Origin of the sequence: Oceanispirochaeta crateris (assembly GCF_008329965.1) — a bacterium.
Taxonomy (GTDB): Bacteria; Spirochaetota; Spirochaetia; order DSM-2461; family DSM-2461; genus Oceanispirochaeta; species Oceanispirochaeta crateris.
Genome location: NZ_CP036150.1, coordinates 14,066 through 31,702, shown reverse-complemented (window position 1 = coordinate 31,702; position 17,637 = coordinate 14,066). Strand labels below are relative to the sequence as shown.

Below are 17,637 nucleotides of genomic sequence, written 5' to 3'. Positions count from 1 at the left end.
CTGCAAACACTCTTTATCTACTTTAGTATTTTAAATGATAAAAAAAGGACGATTACGCTTGAATAAACAAGCTGTCATATGCTATTTAATATATACGTATTTATATATCTATAAATTTTAAACGAATGATCAGGAGATAAACTGCATATGAAAGTATTGATTATCGGAGGTGTTGCCGGTGGGGCCACCACCGCGGCCAGACTCAGGCGGCTGGATGAATCAGCGGAGATCAGGATTTATGAAAGAGGAGCCTACATCAGTTATGCCAACTGCGGACTTCCCTACTATATTGGAGGGACCATAGCAGAAAGAGACAGACTCTTTGTTCAAACGCCTGAGAGTTTTACCGAACTTCTGAATGTAGATGTGAAGGTCAAACACGATGTTATCTCTATCAATAGAGACAGGAAAACCCTCTCTGTGAGAAACCTGGATACAGATGAAGTCTTTGAAGATCCCTATGATAAACTGGTACTTTCTCCTGGCGCAGAGCCCTTGAGACCAGGGATTCCCGGAATCGATTCAGATAAAATTTTTACACTGAGAAACGTTCCTGATACGGATCATATCAAAACCTTTGTGGATGCAAACAAGCCCCGCAGAGCGGTCATCATTGGAGCAGGATTCATCGGATTGGAAATGGCCGAGAACCTCCATCAGCTGGGAATCTTTGTCACCATTGTAGAAGCGGCTGAGCAGGTAATGAACATCCTAGACTATGAGATGGCTGCCGAAGTTCACCAGCACCTCAAGGTCAAGGGCGTTGAGTTCTACCTGAAAGATGGTGTCTCCTCCTTTACAGATAAAGGAGACAGTGTTCATATCGCCCTTCAGAGCAGCCGGGTCATCGAAGCGGATCTGGTTATCCTCTCAATCGGAGTGAAACCAGATGTCAAGCTGGCTGTAGAATCCGGCCTTGAAATAGGCACCACTGGGGGTATTAAAATTGACAGCCACCTCATGACCAACGACAAGGATATCTATGCCCTGGGAGATGCAACAGAGTATCCGAATCCCATCACAGGAGACCCTTTAAGAGTCCCCCTGGCAGGTCCAGCTAATAAACAGGGCCGGATGGTCGCTGACAATATCATAATGGGGAATAAAAGAAGTTACAGAGGGACCATAGCCACTGGCATTGCCAAGGTATTTGACCTGACAGTCGCCTCTACAGGGCTCTCGGAAAAGCAGCTTCTGAGAATGGACAGGGAGTACCAGAGATTGATTATCCATGCCACTTCCCATGCAGGGTATTATCCTGATGCCGATCCCATGACAATAAAGATTATATTCAACAAGGAAAGGCAGCTTTTGGGAGCTCAGATCGTGGGCTATTCAGGAGTCGATAAGAGGATTGACCTCTTTGCGGTCATCCTGGGTCATGCGGGTACAATCGATGATCTCCAGGAGATAGAACATGCCTATGCACCACCCTTTTCATCTGCCAAGGATCCTGTCAACATAGCGGGATTTGTTGCAGAAAACATCCTCAACGGTTCTTCTCACCACCTCCACTGGAATGAGATGAACGACATCCCCAGGGAAGAACGTATTCTCATTGATGTAAGAACAGAGGATGAATATGGAATCGAAACACTGGATGGTGCCGTGAATATTCCTTTGCCACAAATCCGCAACAGAATCGCAGAGATCCCCAAAGACAAGAAGGTCATTCTCTTTTGCGGTGTGGGAAAAAGAGCCTATATGGCTGAAAGAATACTCCGGCAAAACGGCTTGGAAGATGTCTATAACCTGTCGGGGGGTATGAAAACTTACAGCCTATCCACCCAGCAGCAAAGCAATGAAGATATCTTCGAGAAAGATTTTATCGGTCATGATGACAACATTTATCAGAGTGATCCCCATATTCATACAGTCATTGGCGACATTAAGACCATTGAAGTGGATGCCTGCGGCCTCCAGTGTCCCGGTCCTGTATTGAAACTCAAAGAAGAAATGGAAGCCCTTAAACCCGGAGAGATGATCCAGGAAACTGCCACAGATCCCGGTTTTGCCAGGGACGTCTATGCTTGGGCTAAAATGACAGGAAACAGTGTGGTCTCTGTAGACCAGAAGGGTCCTAAGGTCATTGCAGTCCTCAAGAAAGGAGGAGCCCCCACTCCTTCCAGAATGGGCGGTGGTCCTCAAAAAGGAACCAGCCTGATCCTCTTTTCTGACGATCTGGACAAGGCGTTGGCGGCTATGGTCATTGCCAACGGAGCCATATCTGCTGGGAAAGAAGTCACCCTGTTCTTCACTTTTTGGGGTCTTTCATTCCTTAAAAAAGCGAAGGCACCACGGGTCAAAAAAGACTTTATGGGTAAGATGTTCGCCATGATGCTCCCCTCCAGCAGCCGAAAGATGGGTCTATCCAAGATCAATATGGGCGGAATGGGTGCTAGAATGATGAGAATGAGAATGAAGGCTCTGGGTGTAGACAGTGTTGAGCAGATGATGGAAACAGCCCTGAAAAGCGGCATCCGTCTTGTGGCTTGCCAGATGTCCATGGACGTGATGGGAGTAGCCGAAGAGGAACTCATAGACGGTGTAGAAATTGGGGGAGTAGCCTCCTTCCTGGGCGCCGCAGATGATTCCCAGACCAACATGTTTATCTGATTCTTCATTTTAGAACACAGGAAAAGGGCAATCATCAGGGTTGCCCTTTTTTTAATTATAAATCCACACTCCAGTCTAAAATACAACAAACCGGCCTTGACAAACCCTTAATAGCATTATTTAATAGATCTATTAAATAATGCTATTAAACAGAGGGTTTTATGATCCAGAAAGATACAAAACAAATGGAACAAGCCATTATCGAATCTGCTGAGGAACTTTTCCTGGAGAAAGGCTCAGCATCGACTTCCACAACTGAAATTGCCAGAAAAGCAGGGTGCAATCAAACCTTGGTTCATTATTACTTCAGAACCAAAGAAAAACTGTTCCAGGCTATTTTTGAAAAAAAAATAAACTTGTTCCTCTCCAGTTTTCAAGAAATCGGAGAGATGTCCATTCCCTTTGAGGAAAAACTCGAGAAGATTATTGACACCCACTTTGAACTGATATCCAAATCACCACGACTGCCTTTTTTTATATTGAATGAGATGACAACAAATCCGTCACGAATTGATTTTTTAAAAGAAATATTTGCTCCCCAGGCAAGGCTTGTGTTCAGTGTCCTTGATTCAGATATGAAAGGAGCGATCAAGGAAGGCAGAATCAGAAAAATGGAAACACAGGAACTCTTCTGGACCATAGTATCTTTGAATATATCGGCCTTTCTCCTTTATCCGATCATGAACAAGGTTCTTGATCTAAAGGAAGATCAATTCAATGAATTTGCCCAAAGGAGAAAGATCCAGAATATCCAAACCATCTTGAATAGCCTAAAACCCGAATAGGAGGAATGCATGAAAAAAATGATCCATACAATCATCATACTGATGATCACAGCCTCACTTCAGGCTCAGGTCAGTCTGGAAGAATGCCAGACAATGGCCTTGGAACTCTATCCTTTGAGGCAGCAAACGGGTCTGATAGAAAAAGCCAGAGAAAGCTCCCTGGACATTGCAGACTCAACATATCTCCCGCGGCTGATTCTGTCTGCGAAGGCATCTTACCAGTCAGATGTCACAGCTTTTCCCCTCTCCCTTCCGGGAGTCTCCATTGAAGAGATGTCAAAGGATCAATACCAGGTACTTTTGAATCTTAACCAGACCCTTTGGGATGGTGGTAAGACAGCCTCTCAAAAGCAGCTGATCAACGCCAGCTCCCATGCCGACAGAAAGACTTTGGATGTGGAACTCTACACCCTGAAAAGCCGGGTGAACCAGTTATTTTTCGGGATTCTCCTCCTGGAAGAACAGCTAGACCAGAATAGCCTTTTTATTTCAGACCTCGAAACGAATTATACGAGAGTTCTGTCCCTGTATGATTACGGTATGGCCCAAAACTCCGATCTCAATTCCATCAAGGTGGAGTTATTGAAGGCGAAACAAGCCCGAACGGAACTTGAATCTGCCAGGCAATCCTATCGTAGCATGATGTCTGAAATGACCGGTCTCACCCTGGGACAGGACACGGAATTACTGCGTCCACAGGGCACAAAAAAGAGCAGCTCAGCTGTCGGTATGAACCGCCCGGAAGCCCATCTGTACCAGGCGAAACAAGATGTACTCGAAGCCAAAACCGAGATCATTCATGCCAATCTCATGCCCCGGCTGGGAGCCTATGTGCAGGGAGGATTCGGAAGGCCCGGATTGAACATGCTGGAGAACAGCTTCAGCCCCTTTTACATCACAGGAATCACCCTGGAATGGTCTTTAGACAGCTTTTATTCGAGAGGCAGTGAATTAAAGTCTATTGAAATTGAAAAGCAGAAAGTGAACTCCCAGCTGGAGACCTTTCTCTACAACATAGAACTCCAGATCAAGGATCAAATATCCGAGTTGGAAAGGCTAGAACAACTCATAGAAATGGATAGTCAAATCATCTCATTTCGAAGAGAGATCAAGGAGGATGCGGAGATTCAACTTGAAAATGGCACGATCACTGTCAGTGATCTTTTGAAGGTGATAAACGAGGAGAATATGGCCAGCCAGAAAAAGTCCCTCCATGAAATACAGCGGCTCCAGACCCTCTATGAACTCAACTATTTGATGAATGAATAAGGAATGAATATGAAATATACGACTCAAGCACTCTTTTTAATCCCCCTGCTCTTATTCTCCTCCTGCCAAAACGATGAGACAATGATAGATGCCTCAGGCTCCTTTGAAGCGGTAGAGCTCTTTGTATCTTCGGAAACAACGGGCAGAATACTGGAACTAGACATCCAGGAGGGAGATACCGTCGAAGAAGGAAGCCTTCTGGGACAGATCGATACACTCCAGCTGAAACTAAAAAAAGAGCAATTGGAGGCCACATCAGATAGCATAAAATCCAAAAAGATGGATATTCAGATCCAGACAGCTCCTTTGCAGCAGCAGATCCAAACGGCCAGGAAGGAGAAAACCAGGATCGAAAACCTTCTGAAATCCGATGCGGTGAATACCAAACAGCTGGATGATATCAATGCTCAGCTTATCCTGCTGGAGAGACAACTTGAGGCCCAGAAAACAACGCTTCAGAATGGAAATAAGGGAATAGAAAGTGAATTAAAAGCCCTGGAAAGCCAGATGTCCCAGCTGGAAGACCAGATCAATAAGGGCCGTATTATCAGTCCCATAGGGGGAACTGTTCTGGTGAAATATGCAGAAAGAGGAGAACTGGCTCTGCCGGGAAAATCTCTTTTCAAAGTTGCCGATCTAAACAAGATGTATTTGAGAGCCTACATAACAGCAGGCCAGCTGAGCCTTGTCAAACTGGGACAATCCGTGACGGTACTCTCCGATTTAGGAGAGGGTGAATACAAGGCGCTAACAGGTAGGATTACCTGGATATCAGAGGAGGCTGAGTTTACGCCGAAAACTGTTCAGACGAGGGACGAACGGGCCAACCTGACCTATGCTGTCAAAGTGGCGGTTCCAAATGACGGGACCCTCAAAATCGGAATGTATGGCGGAATAAGACTCAATGATTAAGCCCCTGATCACTGTGGAGAATGTATCCAGGGATTTTGGACCTCAGCCAGCCCTGAAAGACTTGAACTTTCAAGTTGATCAGGGAGAAATTTTTGGAATCATCGGTCCCGATGGAGCCGGAAAAACGACTCTATTCAGAATAATGGCAACCTTACTGCTGGCAGACAGAGGAGAAGTCATGATGGATGGTATGGACGTGGTCAGAGATTTTAGGACACTGAGAAAACACCTGGGCTACATGCCCGGACGCTTCTCCCTCTATCAGGACCTGACCGTCGAGGAGAATCTGAATTTCTTTGCTACTGTTTTTAATACAACCATCAAGGAAAACTATTCCCTGATTAAGGATATTTATGTCCAGATAGAACCCTTCAAAAAAAGAAGGGCCGGAGCCCTCTCGGGGGAATGAAGCAGAAACTGGCCCTTTGTTGTGCCCTCATACATTTCCCGAGGATACTCCTCCTGGATGAGCCCACAACGGGGGTGGACCCTGTCTCTCGGGCAGAGTTCTGGGAGATGCTGATTTCTCTCAAAAGAAAGGGAATCACTATCCTCGTATCCACGCCCTACATGGATGAAGCCGGGCGCTGTGACAAGATAGCCCTAATGCAGGAAGGATCTTTTCTCATGATCGACACACCCGAGAATATCACTTCAGGGTATGACCGGAACCTCATGTCTGTCCGCAGTGATTCCATGTATGCCCTTCTTAAGGATCTAAGGGAGAGAAAAGAAATACGGAGCTGTTACTCCTTTGGTGATTCTCATCATGTCAGCCTGAACCCCGGGAGTTTGTCTCCTGAGGATCTCGAAAACTATCTTGCAGATAAAGGCCACAGAGGCATAGAAATCAAGACCATTCCGGCAGGAATTGAGGATTGCTTCATGGAACTCACAGAAAAGGGAGGCCGGGATTGAGCGTTATTACAGCTGAGAACCTATGCAAAAAATTTGGGTCATTTACCGCAGTAGACCACATCAGCTTTGCCATCGAAAAAGGGGAAATTTTTGGTTTTCTGGGAGCCAACGGAGCCGGTAAGACTACGGCTATGCGCATGCTCTGCGGTTTGAGCATCCCCTCATCCGGAACAGGACGGGTGGCCGGATTTGATATTTATAAAGAGACTGAAAAGATCAAAAAAAACATTGGCTATATGAGCCAGAGATTCTCACTCTATGAAGACCTCACGGTGACGGAAAATATACGTCTTTTTGCCGGAATCTATGGCATCAATAAAAAAGAGATTGCTCCCAGAACAAAAGAGATGCTCTCCCGCCTAGGTTTCTTAAACGAGAAGGACACCCTGGTGAAATCTCTCCCTCTGGGATGGAAACAGAAACTGTCCTTCTCGGTCGCCATATTTCATGAACCGAAGCTTGTCTTTCTGGATGAACCCACAGGGGGAGTTGATCCGGCAGCCAGACGGCAATTTTGGGAGTTGATCTACGATGCTTCAGAACGCGGAATCACGGTGTTTGTTACGACCCACTACATGGATGAGGCAGAGTACTGCAACAGGGTATCCATCATGGTAGACGGCAAAATCAGCGCCATGGACAGTCCCAAGAAGCTACGGAACCTCTACGGTTGTGATTCTATGAACGCCGTTTTTCAAAAACTGGCCAGAACTGCCGTCAGAGCAGGAGACTAAGATGAAACAGTTCATTGCTTTTATTAAAAAGGAATTCCATCATATTTTCCGGGATACATGGACCATGATCATCCTCCTGATCCTCCCGGTTCTGATGCTGATTCTCTTTGGTTATGCCCTCTCAACAGAGGTAAAAAACGTAAGAGTAGCCATATATGACCCGTCAAAGGACAGCCTAAGTGAAGAGATCGTCCGAAGACTGGAATCCAGCGAGTACTTTACCCTCTCTAAAATATTGGATTCACCTTTTCAGATTGAAGAGGAGTTCCGCAGGGGGGATACGGGTCTGATCGTCCTATTCTCTGACAATTTCTACTCCTCCATACTTCGGGGAGAGGCTCAGATACAACTGATGGCAGACGGATCTGACCCGAACTCCGCTGTAACCGCTACAAATTATGCCTCGGCTATCATTGCCAGAGTACTCTCAGACCGGCTCCCGGCAGGTCAAAACTCTACCGCAACGAGTAGCAGGATCAACATCACCACGAACCTGATCTATAACCCGGAGATGAAGAGCTCCTACAACTTTGTCCCCGGTGTGATGGGAATGGTCATCATGCTCATCTGTGCCATGATGACCTCCATTTCCATAGCCAGAGAAAAAGAATCTGGCACCATGGAAATCCTTTTGGTCTCCCCCATGAAACCCCTGCTAATCATCCTTTCAAAGGCGGTTCCCTACTTTGTATTGTCCTGCATCAACCTGCTGACGATCCTCCTGTTTGCTGTATTCCTTCTAGAAGTGCCTATTGCCGGAAGCATGGCCGCCCTGTTGACAGTGTCCCTGATCTACATATTTGTCTCTTTGTCCATAGGGCTCCTCATCTCTTCAGTAGCCTCATCCCAGGTGATGGCCCTACTCCTGTCGGGGATGGCCCTGATGATGCCTGCCATGTATCTCTCAGGAATGATGTTTCCCATAGAGAATATGCCTTTGGCTCTTCAATGGTTTGCACAAATCATCCCGGCTAAATGGTATATCGTCGCCGCCAAGAATATCATGATCAAGGGCCTTGGATTCTCTTCCATCTTAAGAGAACTGGCTGTTCTGTCTGTGATGGCCCTGGTCCTGATCACAGTGAGTCTAAAACGCTTTAAACTGAGACTGGAGTAAAACATGCTGAAATATCTCATTGAAAAGGAATTCAAACAGCTCAGAAGAAATTCATTTTTACCCCGGATGATCATTATGTTTCCATTGATGATACTCCTCTTCATTCCTCTGGCGGCAAATTTTGAGGTAAAGAACATCAACCTGGAGATCATAGACCATGACCATAGCCGACTTTCAGGCCAATTGATCCAAAAGGTCAGCTCTTCGGGTTATTTTATCCTCTCTGGAATGACAGAGAACTATGATGTTGCCATGAAATCTATCGAAATGGATCGCTCTGATGCCCTGCTGGTGATCCCCTCCGGCTTCGAAAGGAAACTGCTGAGGGAACATTCGGCAGATGTCAATATTTCGGCCAATGCGGTCAATGGGACCAAAGGAGCCCTGGGAACGTCCTATCTGTCTGCTATCATTCTGGATTTTACAGCGGAATTAAATAGCCTCGGGAACAACTCGGGAACGGGCATAATACCCTCTGTGGAGATCCTGCCCCGTTACCGTTTTAACCCTTACCTGCGTTACCCTGTGTTTATGGTTCCGGCCTTGATGGTCATGCTTTTGACCATGATCTGCGGTTTTCTTCCGGCATTGAATATTGTGGGAGAAAAAGAGAAGGGAACTTTGGAGCAGATCAATGTAACACCGGTCAAACGCTTTACCCTGATCCTTTCCAAACTCATACCCTACTGGATCATCGGCTTTGTGGTTCTCACCCTCTGTTTTATAATTGCCCGGGTCGTCTACTCCCTGTCTCCCGCAGGATCATTGCTAACCATCTATGTTTTTGCGTCCGTTTTTATACTGGGAATCTCAGGATTCGGACTTGTCATTTCAAACTACGGTAAGACCCTGCAGCAGGCCATGTTTATGATGTTCTTTTTTATCATAACCTTTATCTTTCTCAGCGGTTTGTATACACCGGTGAGCAGCATGGAACAGTGGGCCCAGTATTTCAGCCTTTTTGTACCCTTGAGGTATATGATCGAGGTACTCCGTCAAGTCTACCTCAAGGGCAGCCAGTTCTCAGATCTGCTTATTCAGTTGCTGGCCCTTTCGGGTTTTGCCCTGTTTTTCAACGCCTGGGCCATCCTGAGTTATAGAAAATCTGAATAATATGTCTGAGCATTGTACTTCACCAATTTCAAAAGAGTCTGTCAGAAAAAAGATTCTTCCAATAAAAGACACAGCAAATGATAGAGTGGAAGATGAAATTCCTGAATACGGTATGTCTCATCAGAGGGAACCTTGAGACAGACATCACATAAATCTTTCAACTTTCCGCCCTGCTCACCCGTAAAAGCGATTGTCTTTACTCCCCGGGCTTTTGCGACCAGCACGGCATTGATGACATTATTTGAATTCCCAGAGGTGCTTAAACCAATGAGCGTATCCCCCTCCAGCCCATATCCATAGAGCTGTTGGGCAAAGATCATATCCGGGGCGACATCATTGGAATAGGCTGTCGATAAAGAGGGGTGACCCGTGAGCGAAATGGCCGGCAGGGCTCCCTGAAGATTTTCGGCCAGATAGTGTCCATGATCCGGATCTATCCTGATAAGCGCTTCTTGTTCATCAGCGGAGAGCTTCCTTTTTTTCACAAACCCCTTCATCAGTTCCCCAACAATATGCTCAGAATCGGCGGCACTTCCGCCATTACCACAGAGAAGGACCTTCTTATTTTTAGAGTAACACTCCTGAAGGATCTGAAAGGCCTGTTCGAAATCGTTCCTGCAAACTTTCAGGTTCTCATGCTCCTGAAAAAAATCTTCTATCATCTTTTGTAATTTCATATTGGATTCCATATTTACTTTAATTCCTCTTGTTTTGTTTTGAGATGAACACCCTTCATGGCGACACCCAATGCCGCTAAATCCCCTAAAGACTCTCCTAATTCGGAGACGACAACCTTGCAGTCGGCATATGTCTGCGGCAGAGATTCTTCAGCCAGTATTTTTTCAAGCTGACTCCTGAAAAGATTTTCATCCCTCGAAAAAATACTCCCTATAATAATAAGTTCCGGATTGAGCACATCCAGCAGAATAGCAAGTCCTCTACCAAGCTGCTGGGATGAGCTCTTGATGATGTTCAAGGCTTTCTGATCCTTTTGATTTGCCCGTAAACAGATCTCTTTTGCACTCAGATCTTCATGGTACACATCCCTATAGTGGTTGCTCATACCGCCACCGCTGCAATACCCCTCCCAGGAACCATTCTTTCCATACCCCAGGGGGCCGTCAGTGGTCAATCGGATATGCCCGACCTCTCCCGCTTGTCCTGAAGTTCCCGAATACAGCCTGTTATTTAGGATCAGTCCGGCCCCCAATCCTGTTCCAAAGGTAAGAAAAACAAGGTTCTCATATCCCCTACCGGCACCCCATTTCCATTCAGCCAAAGCGCAGGCGTTGGCATCATTTTCCAGGTAAGCCTGAATACCCGTAGTCTCTTCGAGGATTCTGCAGACAGGGACATCATCCCAACCGGGAAGATTGGGAGGAGAATGGATGACACCTGTTTTATCATTCAAAGGTCCCCCGCAGCTGATACCAATGGCCAGGAACGACTGCCCCTGTTCTTTCCTTTTGAATTCCAAGATTAGATCGGCGATTTTTTCCAGGTTCTGTTCCCAGCCCGGCAGGGTTTGAAATTTTATCTTCTCGAGAATCTGACCTTCTGGAGTTCCCCGTAACACTGCAATCTTCGTGCCTCCGATATCAACTCCAACAATCTGATTTTCTATCATGCTTTCATTCTCCTGGTTTATCACTTTTTTACATTAGGTATTGAGGTATCCTCTATTCCTCTGGTTCCGATAGAATCCATTTTCATCACAAGAGGATCATCTGTGACTTTTAAAATAAAAATCAAAATGTTACCGTATACATATTAATTGACTAAGATTTCAACTATGTCAACGTAGAATAGAGATATTTCATTCAAATACGTTATATAATGGAAGTAAAAGGCTATGACAGCTATGTTACCGTTTACATTCCTACAAAATATTCTTATCTTTTTCGGTGAATTCCATCAAAAGGACTGGATTGTTAGGGATCAATTCCCTCTTCTTTAGATCATAAAAAAAATTCTGAAATAGAGTATTCTGGAATTCAAGGAAATCATTTATCAGGGGATGAAGTGGATATTACAATAAGGGATATATCAAAACTGGCCGGAGTTTCGACGGCTACCGTTTCCAGAGTCCTTGCTGATTCAGAAAAAGTGAAACCCGACACCCGGAATAAGGTCTTAAAAATCATCAAAGAATATGGGTATGAACCAAATCAGATTGCAAGAAACCTGACCAGCAGCCGGACAAACACCATCGGCCTGGTTGTGGAAACCACATCCAACCCTTTCTTTATGGAAATAGCCCAGGCCGTTGAAGAAAAACTGACAGAAGCCGGATATTTAATGCTCACCATGAACACCAACTGGGAGATGTCCCGTGAGGAAGCCTCTATCAGAGCACTGCGACGCAATAGAGTGGACGGTGTGATCTTAACTCCCATATCATTGGAATCAGAATCGGTCAGATTATTGGAAAAATGGTCATTGCCCTTTGTGTTATTAAATATTGATGCCCAAAGAGAGGATATCTCCTCCATAGGGACCAACGATTACCAGGGCGGTATACTGGCGGGCCAATCTCTGCTCAAAAGCGGTGCTACATCCATTGTCTGTCTCCAGGGATTTCCTCACCAAAGCACCTTTAATAGATTAAAAGGTTTATCCCATACGGTTCGATCTTCCGCAGAGGGAAAATGCAGAGATATAAAAATAATTGAAAATATTCGGACTTACGAAGAAGGGTACAAAATAGGTGAAAAACTGATCAATTACCACCTGCCCCCGGATGGTCCCTTAGGCGTATTCGCGACCAATGATGATGTGGCCCTGGGGGTCCTCGCATCACTCTATGACCACGGAGTGGGTGTTCCATTTCAGGTTTCGGTTGTCGGTTATGATGACATCCCCATGTCTGATAGATTCAAGATACCCCTCACTACCATCGCTCAACCGACCCAGGAACTGGGGAAGTTGGCAGCCCGGAGCATCATGGACCAAATCAGCGGTGTAAACTCAAGTCCCCGTAGCTATCAACTGATACCTAAAATTGTACAAAGAGCATCAACAGTCTCATTTTAACGGCATAAAACGGTTTACTTTTACGCTTAGCCATATGGGAAAGAAAAAAAATCCCCGATCCTGTGAAGGATCAGGGAATTCGCTCAAAAGAAATTAGATTTTTCCCAGACCTCTCAAGATCTTTTCCGGTGTGATCGGCCATGATCGTACCCAGACACCGCAGGCATCATGAATCGCATTGGCAATCACAGGTGCGGCTCCGTTAACAGCAATTTCCGAAATAGATTTACCACCGAAGGGTCCGAAGGGGTCCTCCGTATAGATCATGTGGACCTGAAAGTCCTCGGGGACATCTCCCATCATGGGGACTCCATAACTCCTAAGGTCAGGGTTGATACAACATCCGTTGTTATCAAAAACCATTTCTTCATACAGGGTATGACCTATGGACTTCATGACACCGCCATATATCTGCCCCTGCGCCAGCTCGGGATTGATGGGTGTTCCACAGTCCTGAAGAGCATAATACTTCTGTATTTTGATAGATCCATTCCGGACATTTACGGCAACCTGGCAGAAGTGAGCCCCATAAGGAAAGGCCGAATCTTCCGTCGTATAGGAGGCGGAGCCAATGAGTTGTCCACGCCCCTCACCGGTGAGGCTGTCCCGGGAGATCTCTTCAAAACTGACCTGTCCTTTTTTTCCTTTCACCACTGAGGGGTATTCGATAACAAGGTCTTCCTCAGGCTCAGAAAGCATCTCCGAAGCAGCTTTTAGGATTTTGACTTTCAGGTCTTCCGCTGCTTTCAGTGCGGCATTACCTGAAAAATATGTCCCGCTGGAGGCATAAGCCCCGGTATCAAAACTGGTGGCATCCGAATCACCCGATCGGATGGCGATATCATCCATGGGAGTCTTTAATACTTCCGCGGTGACCTTCACACAAACCGTATCCAGTCCGGTTCCCAGGTCGGCTCCTCCCGAGCGGACCAGCAGGGTTCCGTCTGTCAGCAGCTTAACCTCCGCATTGGAGTGATCCAGTCCCGGAAGACCGGAGCCCTGTTGAATGATCACAACGCCCTTACCGATTTTAACATCAGGATCTCCAGACTCGACCTTCTTACCCCATTCGATCAGCTGGGCTCCTTTTTTAAGAGATCCATCCAGACCGCAACTGATGACAGGGGCGGCCTTGCCTTCCCGGCCTTCACCAAGGCATTTAAGGATTTCCAGCATGGACCCCTCACGAACCCTATTCTTCTCAATGAGAGCCAGAGGGCCCATTCCCAGAGCCTCTGCCAGTTCGGCCACGGCCATCTGCAGGGCATAGGACCCCTTGGGTGCTCCGTACCCCTGGTAGGCACCAGTGGGGGCAATATTGCTGTAATAGGCGGTCACATCAAAATGAAAATGATCACAGAGAAAAAGAGGCAGAGACTTGGAGCAGGCATTCATGGGCACTGTGAGACAGTGATTCCCGAAGGGTCCCGTGTTAGCGTCCACAGTCATATCAATGGCCGTCATGGTACCGTCTTTTTTAGCACCGATCTTCACCTTGATTTTCATGACATGACGTGTAGAACAGGAAATAAATTCCTCTTCCCGTGTAAATTGATAAAATACGGGCAGACCTGTTTGCCAGGTGACCCAGGCGGCTAACTCATCTAAAAGGATATCCTGCTTGGAGCCGTATCCACCGCCAACCCGTTCCTTGATGACATGGATTTTGTTCTCTTTGATACCCAAAACCCGGGCTACGATACGCCGGAGGTGCCAGGGAACCTGAGTTGAAGCATGGATGATGAGCCTGTCACCTTCCATTTTTGTAAAGACCGTATGCGGCTCCAGAGGCGTACATTGAATTTGAGAAGATTCATACACCCGTTCTAAAACAACATCTGCTTCCTTGAATCCAACCTCGACATCACCGATACCGCCTTCCACAGAAGCGGCAATATTCCTGTGAGGGTCTCCTCCTATGGGGAACTGATAAATGACCTTTCCATCCCGGGGATCTGCGCTGCTGTTCTGCTGCTCCAGATCATCAGGGGCACCAACCACATATTCGATTAAACCATTTTGAATAATCGGAGCTCCCTCGGCCTTGGCCTCGTCAATGGACATAACCACAGGAAGTGCCTCATATTCCACATTGATAAGAGCCAAGGCGTCCAGGGCAATCTGCTCTGTCTCGGCAACAACGGCGGCAATCCTATCCCCATGATGCCTGATTTTCTGATTAAACATCCTCTTATCATAGGGTGAAGGCTCTGGAAACCCCTGACCGGCAGAACCATAATAAACATCAGGGCAGTTTTCATGGGTAATGATCGACACAACACCGGGAAGGCTCTCGGCCATGGATGTATCAATTTTTGTGATATAAGCATGAGCAAAACTACTTCTCAGGAGTTTCATATGCAGAGTGCCAGATTCAACCCGGTCCTCCACATAAGCCTTACGGCCCATAACAAGCTGTGCCCCGTCCACCTTACGTCTGGGTGTCCCCACATCTCTGAGATCTTCCCGGAACTCGGGGGCGATTTTTGCCTCTGCAGAACCATGGGAAAATTGAGGATTATCTCTGTACTCTAAGGCCAGTTCTACGGCCTTAAAAAGAGGCATATAGCCATAATCTCTGACAAAAAGGCCGGAAAAAGCATCCCGGATATCAGCCTCAGTCGGATTCTCGACCCTTTCCAGGAGCTCCTTAAGGATGAGAGCCGAAGCAGGGGCATTATACCCCGATTGGACGGCTCCGGCGTCTACCAAGGCGGCCTGTAAAAAACCCATCTTATTATGGGCAGAAAGGGACTCTCCCGTTTCTACGGTATGCCCGTCCAGCTGGGCAGCGATCAAAAGTCCGGCATTGACGGGTTTACCATCCAAAAGAATGGTATCACTCCCGGTAAATCCCGCATGGTCGTCACTGTCCCGGACAGAAATCATTCCCAGTTGAGTCAGAAAGTCCTGGGCATTTTGAAAGTCATCTACATACAGGCTCCGGGTTTTTCCGTTTAAGGTAAATTCAATATTCATTTTGAGGCCTCCAGGCAACGATCGACACAGTCCTGAACCGTGACTCCGCAGAGCTGTTTTTTATATTCTGCAGATCCGCAGAGATCACTTGCGGTAATGACGGCCTTCTTAACAGCGTCTTCCAGCTCTGTACCGGGTTTAACAGTACCCGCAACGAGGGCTTCTTCCACAGAGCTCAAACGGATGATCTTATGATTCAGACCACTGACAGCGATGGCTGCCTTGGTAATTTTTTGTTTTTCGGTACGAAGGGAAACAGCTACGGAGAGAACAGAAAGCCCGCCGGCACTCCGTAGGATATTCTTGACCGCAGCCTGACCTTTGTTGTGTGAAAAACGCACATTGATGATCAGGTCTCTCCGTTCTTCCTCTATATAAGTCACAAGAGGCAAAATCTCGCCCTTGCCCAGTTCTACATCAGCATCCAGCACCATCAGTATGGGAACCAGGTAGGAGTCCTTCAGGTGAGCCCCCAGATTACCTCCCAAAGTCGCCTGATTGCGAAGGTTGCGGGAATTTAGAAACAGGGCCGCTTCCCTGAGGGGAGGATAGCATTCATCCCAGTCTATCAGCTCCTGAAAAGTCGCGCTTCCGCCCAAAATATAATGATTCCGGCCCTTCACACAGGCCTTCAGATTCAGGGCTTCCAAAGAGATATAAACTTCTCCATGAGACCGGGAAAAAGGATTATTGATCTCCGTTCCTCCTCCCAGATACAGACTACCCGTATATTCGGATTTCATTCTTACAGCTTCTTCTATTGTCAGAGGTTTTAAAAACATACCACTCATAACTGAACTCCTCCCTTTTTCCATAATTCCGATGACAGACGCATGCAGGATTCTTTCAATTCCTCTTCATCCACACCGGTCAGCTTGCCCTTGTCAACGGCAATTTCCCCATTGACCAGAGTATATTCAGCCTCATGATTATAGCCGGAAAAAATCAGAGCTGACACTGGATCACTCAAAGCACCGGCATACTCGAGTTTATTCATATTAAAGACGGCCATATCAGCGGCCATACCCTCTTCCAGACGGCCTACCTTTTCGTAGCCCAGCAAACGGGCTCCGTTTTCTGTTCCCATCTTGAGGACATCCGCCGTAGTGACTGCGGCGGCACCATAATGAACCCTCTGAAGCAAGAGAGAATTACGAACCTCTCCGAGCATATCAGAGGAGTCGTTGGAAGCGGAACCATCAACAGCCAATCCAACATTGATGCTCTTTGGAATCATCTCCGTCACCCGGCAGATTCCCGAACCCAAACGCATATTTGAGGTGGGGCAATGAGCAATATGGGTACCCGTCTCAGCCAGGACATCCAACTCTTCATCATTAAAATGCACCCCATGGGCAAAAAACACATCTTTTCCGAGGAAATCACAATCGGCCATGACCTGCATTGGGCGTCGACCATAAACCTGGAGGCAAAAATCATTTTCATCCCTGGTTTCCGCCAGATGAGTATGGAGACGAACGCCGTATTCTCTGGCCAGAGCCGCCGAGTCTTTCATCAGGGCTTCTGTGACCGAAAAAGGACTGCAGGGGGCCAAAACGATTTTCTTCATGGAAAAATCACTTCCATCATGATAAGCCTTGATCACTCTTTCCGAGTCTTTAAGGATCGTTTTTTCATCCTGCACAACCGAGTCGGGAGGAAGACCTCCGTCTTTTTTGCTTAATGACATGGAACCGCGGGTTGGTGAAAATCGCATTCCCAGTTTTTCTGAAGCGGCGAACTGGGTAGCCATGATATCTCCATCGATATCCCGGGGATAGAGATAATGATGGTCTGAAGCTGTTGTACATCCAGTCTTAAGAAGTTCTCCCATGGCCAAAAGAGAAGAATTATACACAGAATCAATATCCAGATGCTTCCAGATATCATAGAGATATACCAGCCATTCAAAGAGCTCGGCATTCTGAACAGCCGGCAGATTCCTGGTAAAGGTCTGATAAAAATGGTGGTGTGAATTCACCAGCCCCGGAATGACGACCCGGCCTCTGCCGTCAATAACCCGATCAGCCTGAGTTTCAGACAACTTGCCTATTTTTTTAATGATATTACCTTCAATTAGAATATCACAGTCTTTCAATATCCCCTTGTCAGCGCTTTGAAATATGCGGCTGCATTGTTTAATCAGTACTGTTTTCATTGG

Annotated in this window: 15 protein-coding genes; 10 read left to right on the top strand and 5 right to left on the bottom strand. The window is 46.6% G+C overall.

Translation table 11 applies throughout. The features are described from left to right. Positions 1–147 precede the first annotated feature (147 nt). From EXM22_RS00135 to EXM22_RS00100, 9 genes are all read left to right on the top strand, one after another. The gene (locus tag EXM22_RS00135; protein WP_149484556.1) at positions 148–2,616 is read left to right on the top strand and encodes a CoA-disulfide reductase; all 2,469 of its coding nucleotides are present in this window, start codon (positions 148–150) and stop codon (positions 2,614–2,616) included. 161 nt (positions 2,617–2,777) lie between these two features. After that, positions 2,778–3,401, top strand: coding sequence for a TetR/AcrR family transcriptional regulator (locus EXM22_RS00130; RefSeq protein ID WP_149484555.1), 624 nt, complete (start codon positions 2,778–2,780; stop codon positions 3,399–3,401). Between the two features lie 9 nt (positions 3,402–3,410). Further along, positions 3,411–4,670: a TolC family protein gene (locus tag EXM22_RS00125; RefSeq protein ID WP_149484554.1), complete on the top strand. Its 1,260-nt coding sequence runs from the start codon at positions 3,411–3,413 to the stop codon at positions 4,668–4,670. Between the two features lie 9 nt (positions 4,671–4,679). After that, on the top strand, positions 4,680–5,582 hold the full coding sequence (locus EXM22_RS00120; RefSeq protein WP_149484553.1) for an HlyD family secretion protein: 903 nt from the start codon (positions 4,680–4,682) through the stop codon (positions 5,580–5,582). Continuing rightward, entirely contained in the window at positions 5,575–5,991 is a 417-nt protein-coding gene (locus EXM22_RS18280) for an ATP-binding cassette domain-containing protein (RefSeq protein ID WP_210411524.1), read from the top strand. The genes EXM22_RS00120 and EXM22_RS18280 overlap by 8 nt, the downstream gene beginning before the upstream one ends. Then, a complete protein-coding gene (locus EXM22_RS18275; RefSeq protein ID WP_210411523.1) occupies positions 5,988–6,500 on the top strand; it encodes an ATP-binding cassette domain-containing protein in 513 nt (170 codons plus the stop codon). Before EXM22_RS18280 ends, EXM22_RS18275 begins: the two co-directional genes overlap by 4 nt. Then, complete coding sequence (locus EXM22_RS00110; RefSeq protein WP_149484552.1) at positions 6,497–7,234, top strand: ABC transporter ATP-binding protein; 738 nt, start codon at positions 6,497–6,499, stop codon at positions 7,232–7,234. Before EXM22_RS18275 ends, EXM22_RS00110 begins: the two co-directional genes overlap by 4 nt. 1 nt (position 7,235) lies before the next feature. After that, a complete protein-coding gene (locus EXM22_RS00105; RefSeq protein ID WP_149484551.1) occupies positions 7,236–8,351 on the top strand; it encodes an ABC transporter permease in 1,116 nt (371 codons plus the stop codon). A gap of 3 nt (positions 8,352–8,354) precedes the next feature. Then, positions 8,355–9,464: an ABC transporter permease gene (locus tag EXM22_RS00100; RefSeq protein WP_149484550.1), complete on the top strand. Its 1,110-nt coding sequence runs from the start codon at positions 8,355–8,357 to the stop codon at positions 9,462–9,464. 41 nt (positions 9,465–9,505) lie between these two features. On the opposite strand, the gene EXM22_RS00095 is transcribed toward EXM22_RS00100, so the two are convergent. Then, positions 9,506–10,141 (bottom strand): D-sedoheptulose-7-phosphate isomerase, encoded by a 636-nt coding sequence (locus tag EXM22_RS00095; protein ID WP_210411522.1) that lies wholly within the window; start codon positions 10,139–10,141, stop codon positions 9,506–9,508. Positions 10,142–10,155: 14 nt separating this feature from the next. Then, positions 10,156–11,091, bottom strand: coding sequence for an ROK family protein (locus tag EXM22_RS00090; protein WP_149484548.1), 936 nt, complete (start codon positions 11,089–11,091; stop codon positions 10,156–10,158). Between the two features lie 395 nt (positions 11,092–11,486). Here EXM22_RS00090 and EXM22_RS00085 point away from each other — a divergent pair, with 395 nt between their 5' ends. Continuing rightward, the gene (locus EXM22_RS00085; RefSeq protein ID WP_149484547.1) at positions 11,487–12,497 is read left to right on the top strand and encodes a LacI family DNA-binding transcriptional regulator; all 1,011 of its coding nucleotides are present in this window, start codon (positions 11,487–11,489) and stop codon (positions 12,495–12,497) included. A gap of 93 nt (positions 12,498–12,590) precedes the next feature. Here EXM22_RS00085 and EXM22_RS00080 read toward each other — a convergent pair whose 3' ends face one another. The 3 genes from EXM22_RS00080 to EXM22_RS00070 are packed head-to-tail and all read right to left on the bottom strand — an operon-like array spanning position 12,591 to position 17,634. After that, positions 12,591–15,476: a molybdopterin-dependent oxidoreductase Mo/Fe-S-binding subunit gene (locus tag EXM22_RS00080; protein ID WP_149484546.1), complete on the bottom strand. Its 2,886-nt coding sequence runs from the start codon at positions 15,474–15,476 to the stop codon at positions 12,591–12,593. Further along, positions 15,473–16,267 (bottom strand): FAD binding domain-containing protein, encoded by a 795-nt coding sequence (locus EXM22_RS00075; protein WP_168203250.1) that lies wholly within the window; start codon positions 16,265–16,267, stop codon positions 15,473–15,475. Before EXM22_RS00075 ends, EXM22_RS00080 begins: the two co-directional genes overlap by 4 nt. Then, positions 16,264–17,634 carry an 8-oxoguanine deaminase gene (locus EXM22_RS00070; RefSeq protein WP_149484544.1) on the bottom strand — a complete coding sequence of 457 codons (1,371 nt, stop codon included), beginning with the start codon at positions 17,632–17,634 and terminating at the stop codon, positions 16,264–16,266. Before EXM22_RS00070 ends, EXM22_RS00075 begins: the two co-directional genes overlap by 4 nt. Between the last annotated feature and the right edge of the window lie 3 nt (positions 17,635–17,637).

Bases quoted from the DNA above. Each gene is read 5' to 3' on its own strand.
- EXM22_RS00135 (WP_149484556.1), top strand. From the start codon at position 148: ATGAAAGTATTGATTATCGGAGGTGTTGCCGGTGGGGCCACCACCGCG.
- EXM22_RS00130 (WP_149484555.1), top strand. From the start codon at position 2,778: ATGATCCAGAAAGATACAAAACAAATGGAACAAGCCATTATCGAATCT.
- EXM22_RS00125 (WP_149484554.1), top strand. From the start codon at position 3,411: ATGAAAAAAATGATCCATACAATCATCATACTGATGATCACAGCCTCA.
- EXM22_RS00120 (WP_149484553.1), top strand. From the start codon at position 4,680: ATGAAATATACGACTCAAGCACTCTTTTTAATCCCCCTGCTCTTATTC.
- EXM22_RS18280 (WP_210411524.1), top strand. From the start codon at position 5,575: ATGATTAAGCCCCTGATCACTGTGGAGAATGTATCCAGGGATTTTGGA.
- EXM22_RS18275 (WP_210411523.1), top strand. From the start codon at position 5,988: ATGAAGCAGAAACTGGCCCTTTGTTGTGCCCTCATACATTTCCCGAGG.
- EXM22_RS00105 (WP_149484551.1), top strand. From the start codon at position 7,236: ATGAAACAGTTCATTGCTTTTATTAAAAAGGAATTCCATCATATTTTC.
- EXM22_RS00100 (WP_149484550.1), top strand. From the start codon at position 8,355: ATGCTGAAATATCTCATTGAAAAGGAATTCAAACAGCTCAGAAGAAAT.
- EXM22_RS00095 (WP_210411522.1), bottom strand. From the start codon at position 10,141: ATGAAATTACAAAAGATGATAGAAGATTTTTTTCAGGAGCATGAGAAC.
- EXM22_RS00090 (WP_149484548.1), bottom strand. From the start codon at position 11,091: ATGATAGAAAATCAGATTGTTGGAGTTGATATCGGAGGCACGAAGATT.
- EXM22_RS00080 (WP_149484546.1), bottom strand. From the start codon at position 15,476: ATGAATATTGAATTTACCTTAAACGGAAAAACCCGGAGCCTGTATGTA.
- EXM22_RS00075 (WP_168203250.1), bottom strand. From the start codon at position 16,267: ATGAGTGGTATGTTTTTAAAACCTCTGACAATAGAAGAAGCTGTAAGA.
- EXM22_RS00070 (WP_149484544.1), bottom strand. From the start codon at position 17,634: ATGAAAACAGTACTGATTAAACAATGCAGCCGCATATTTCAAAGCGCT.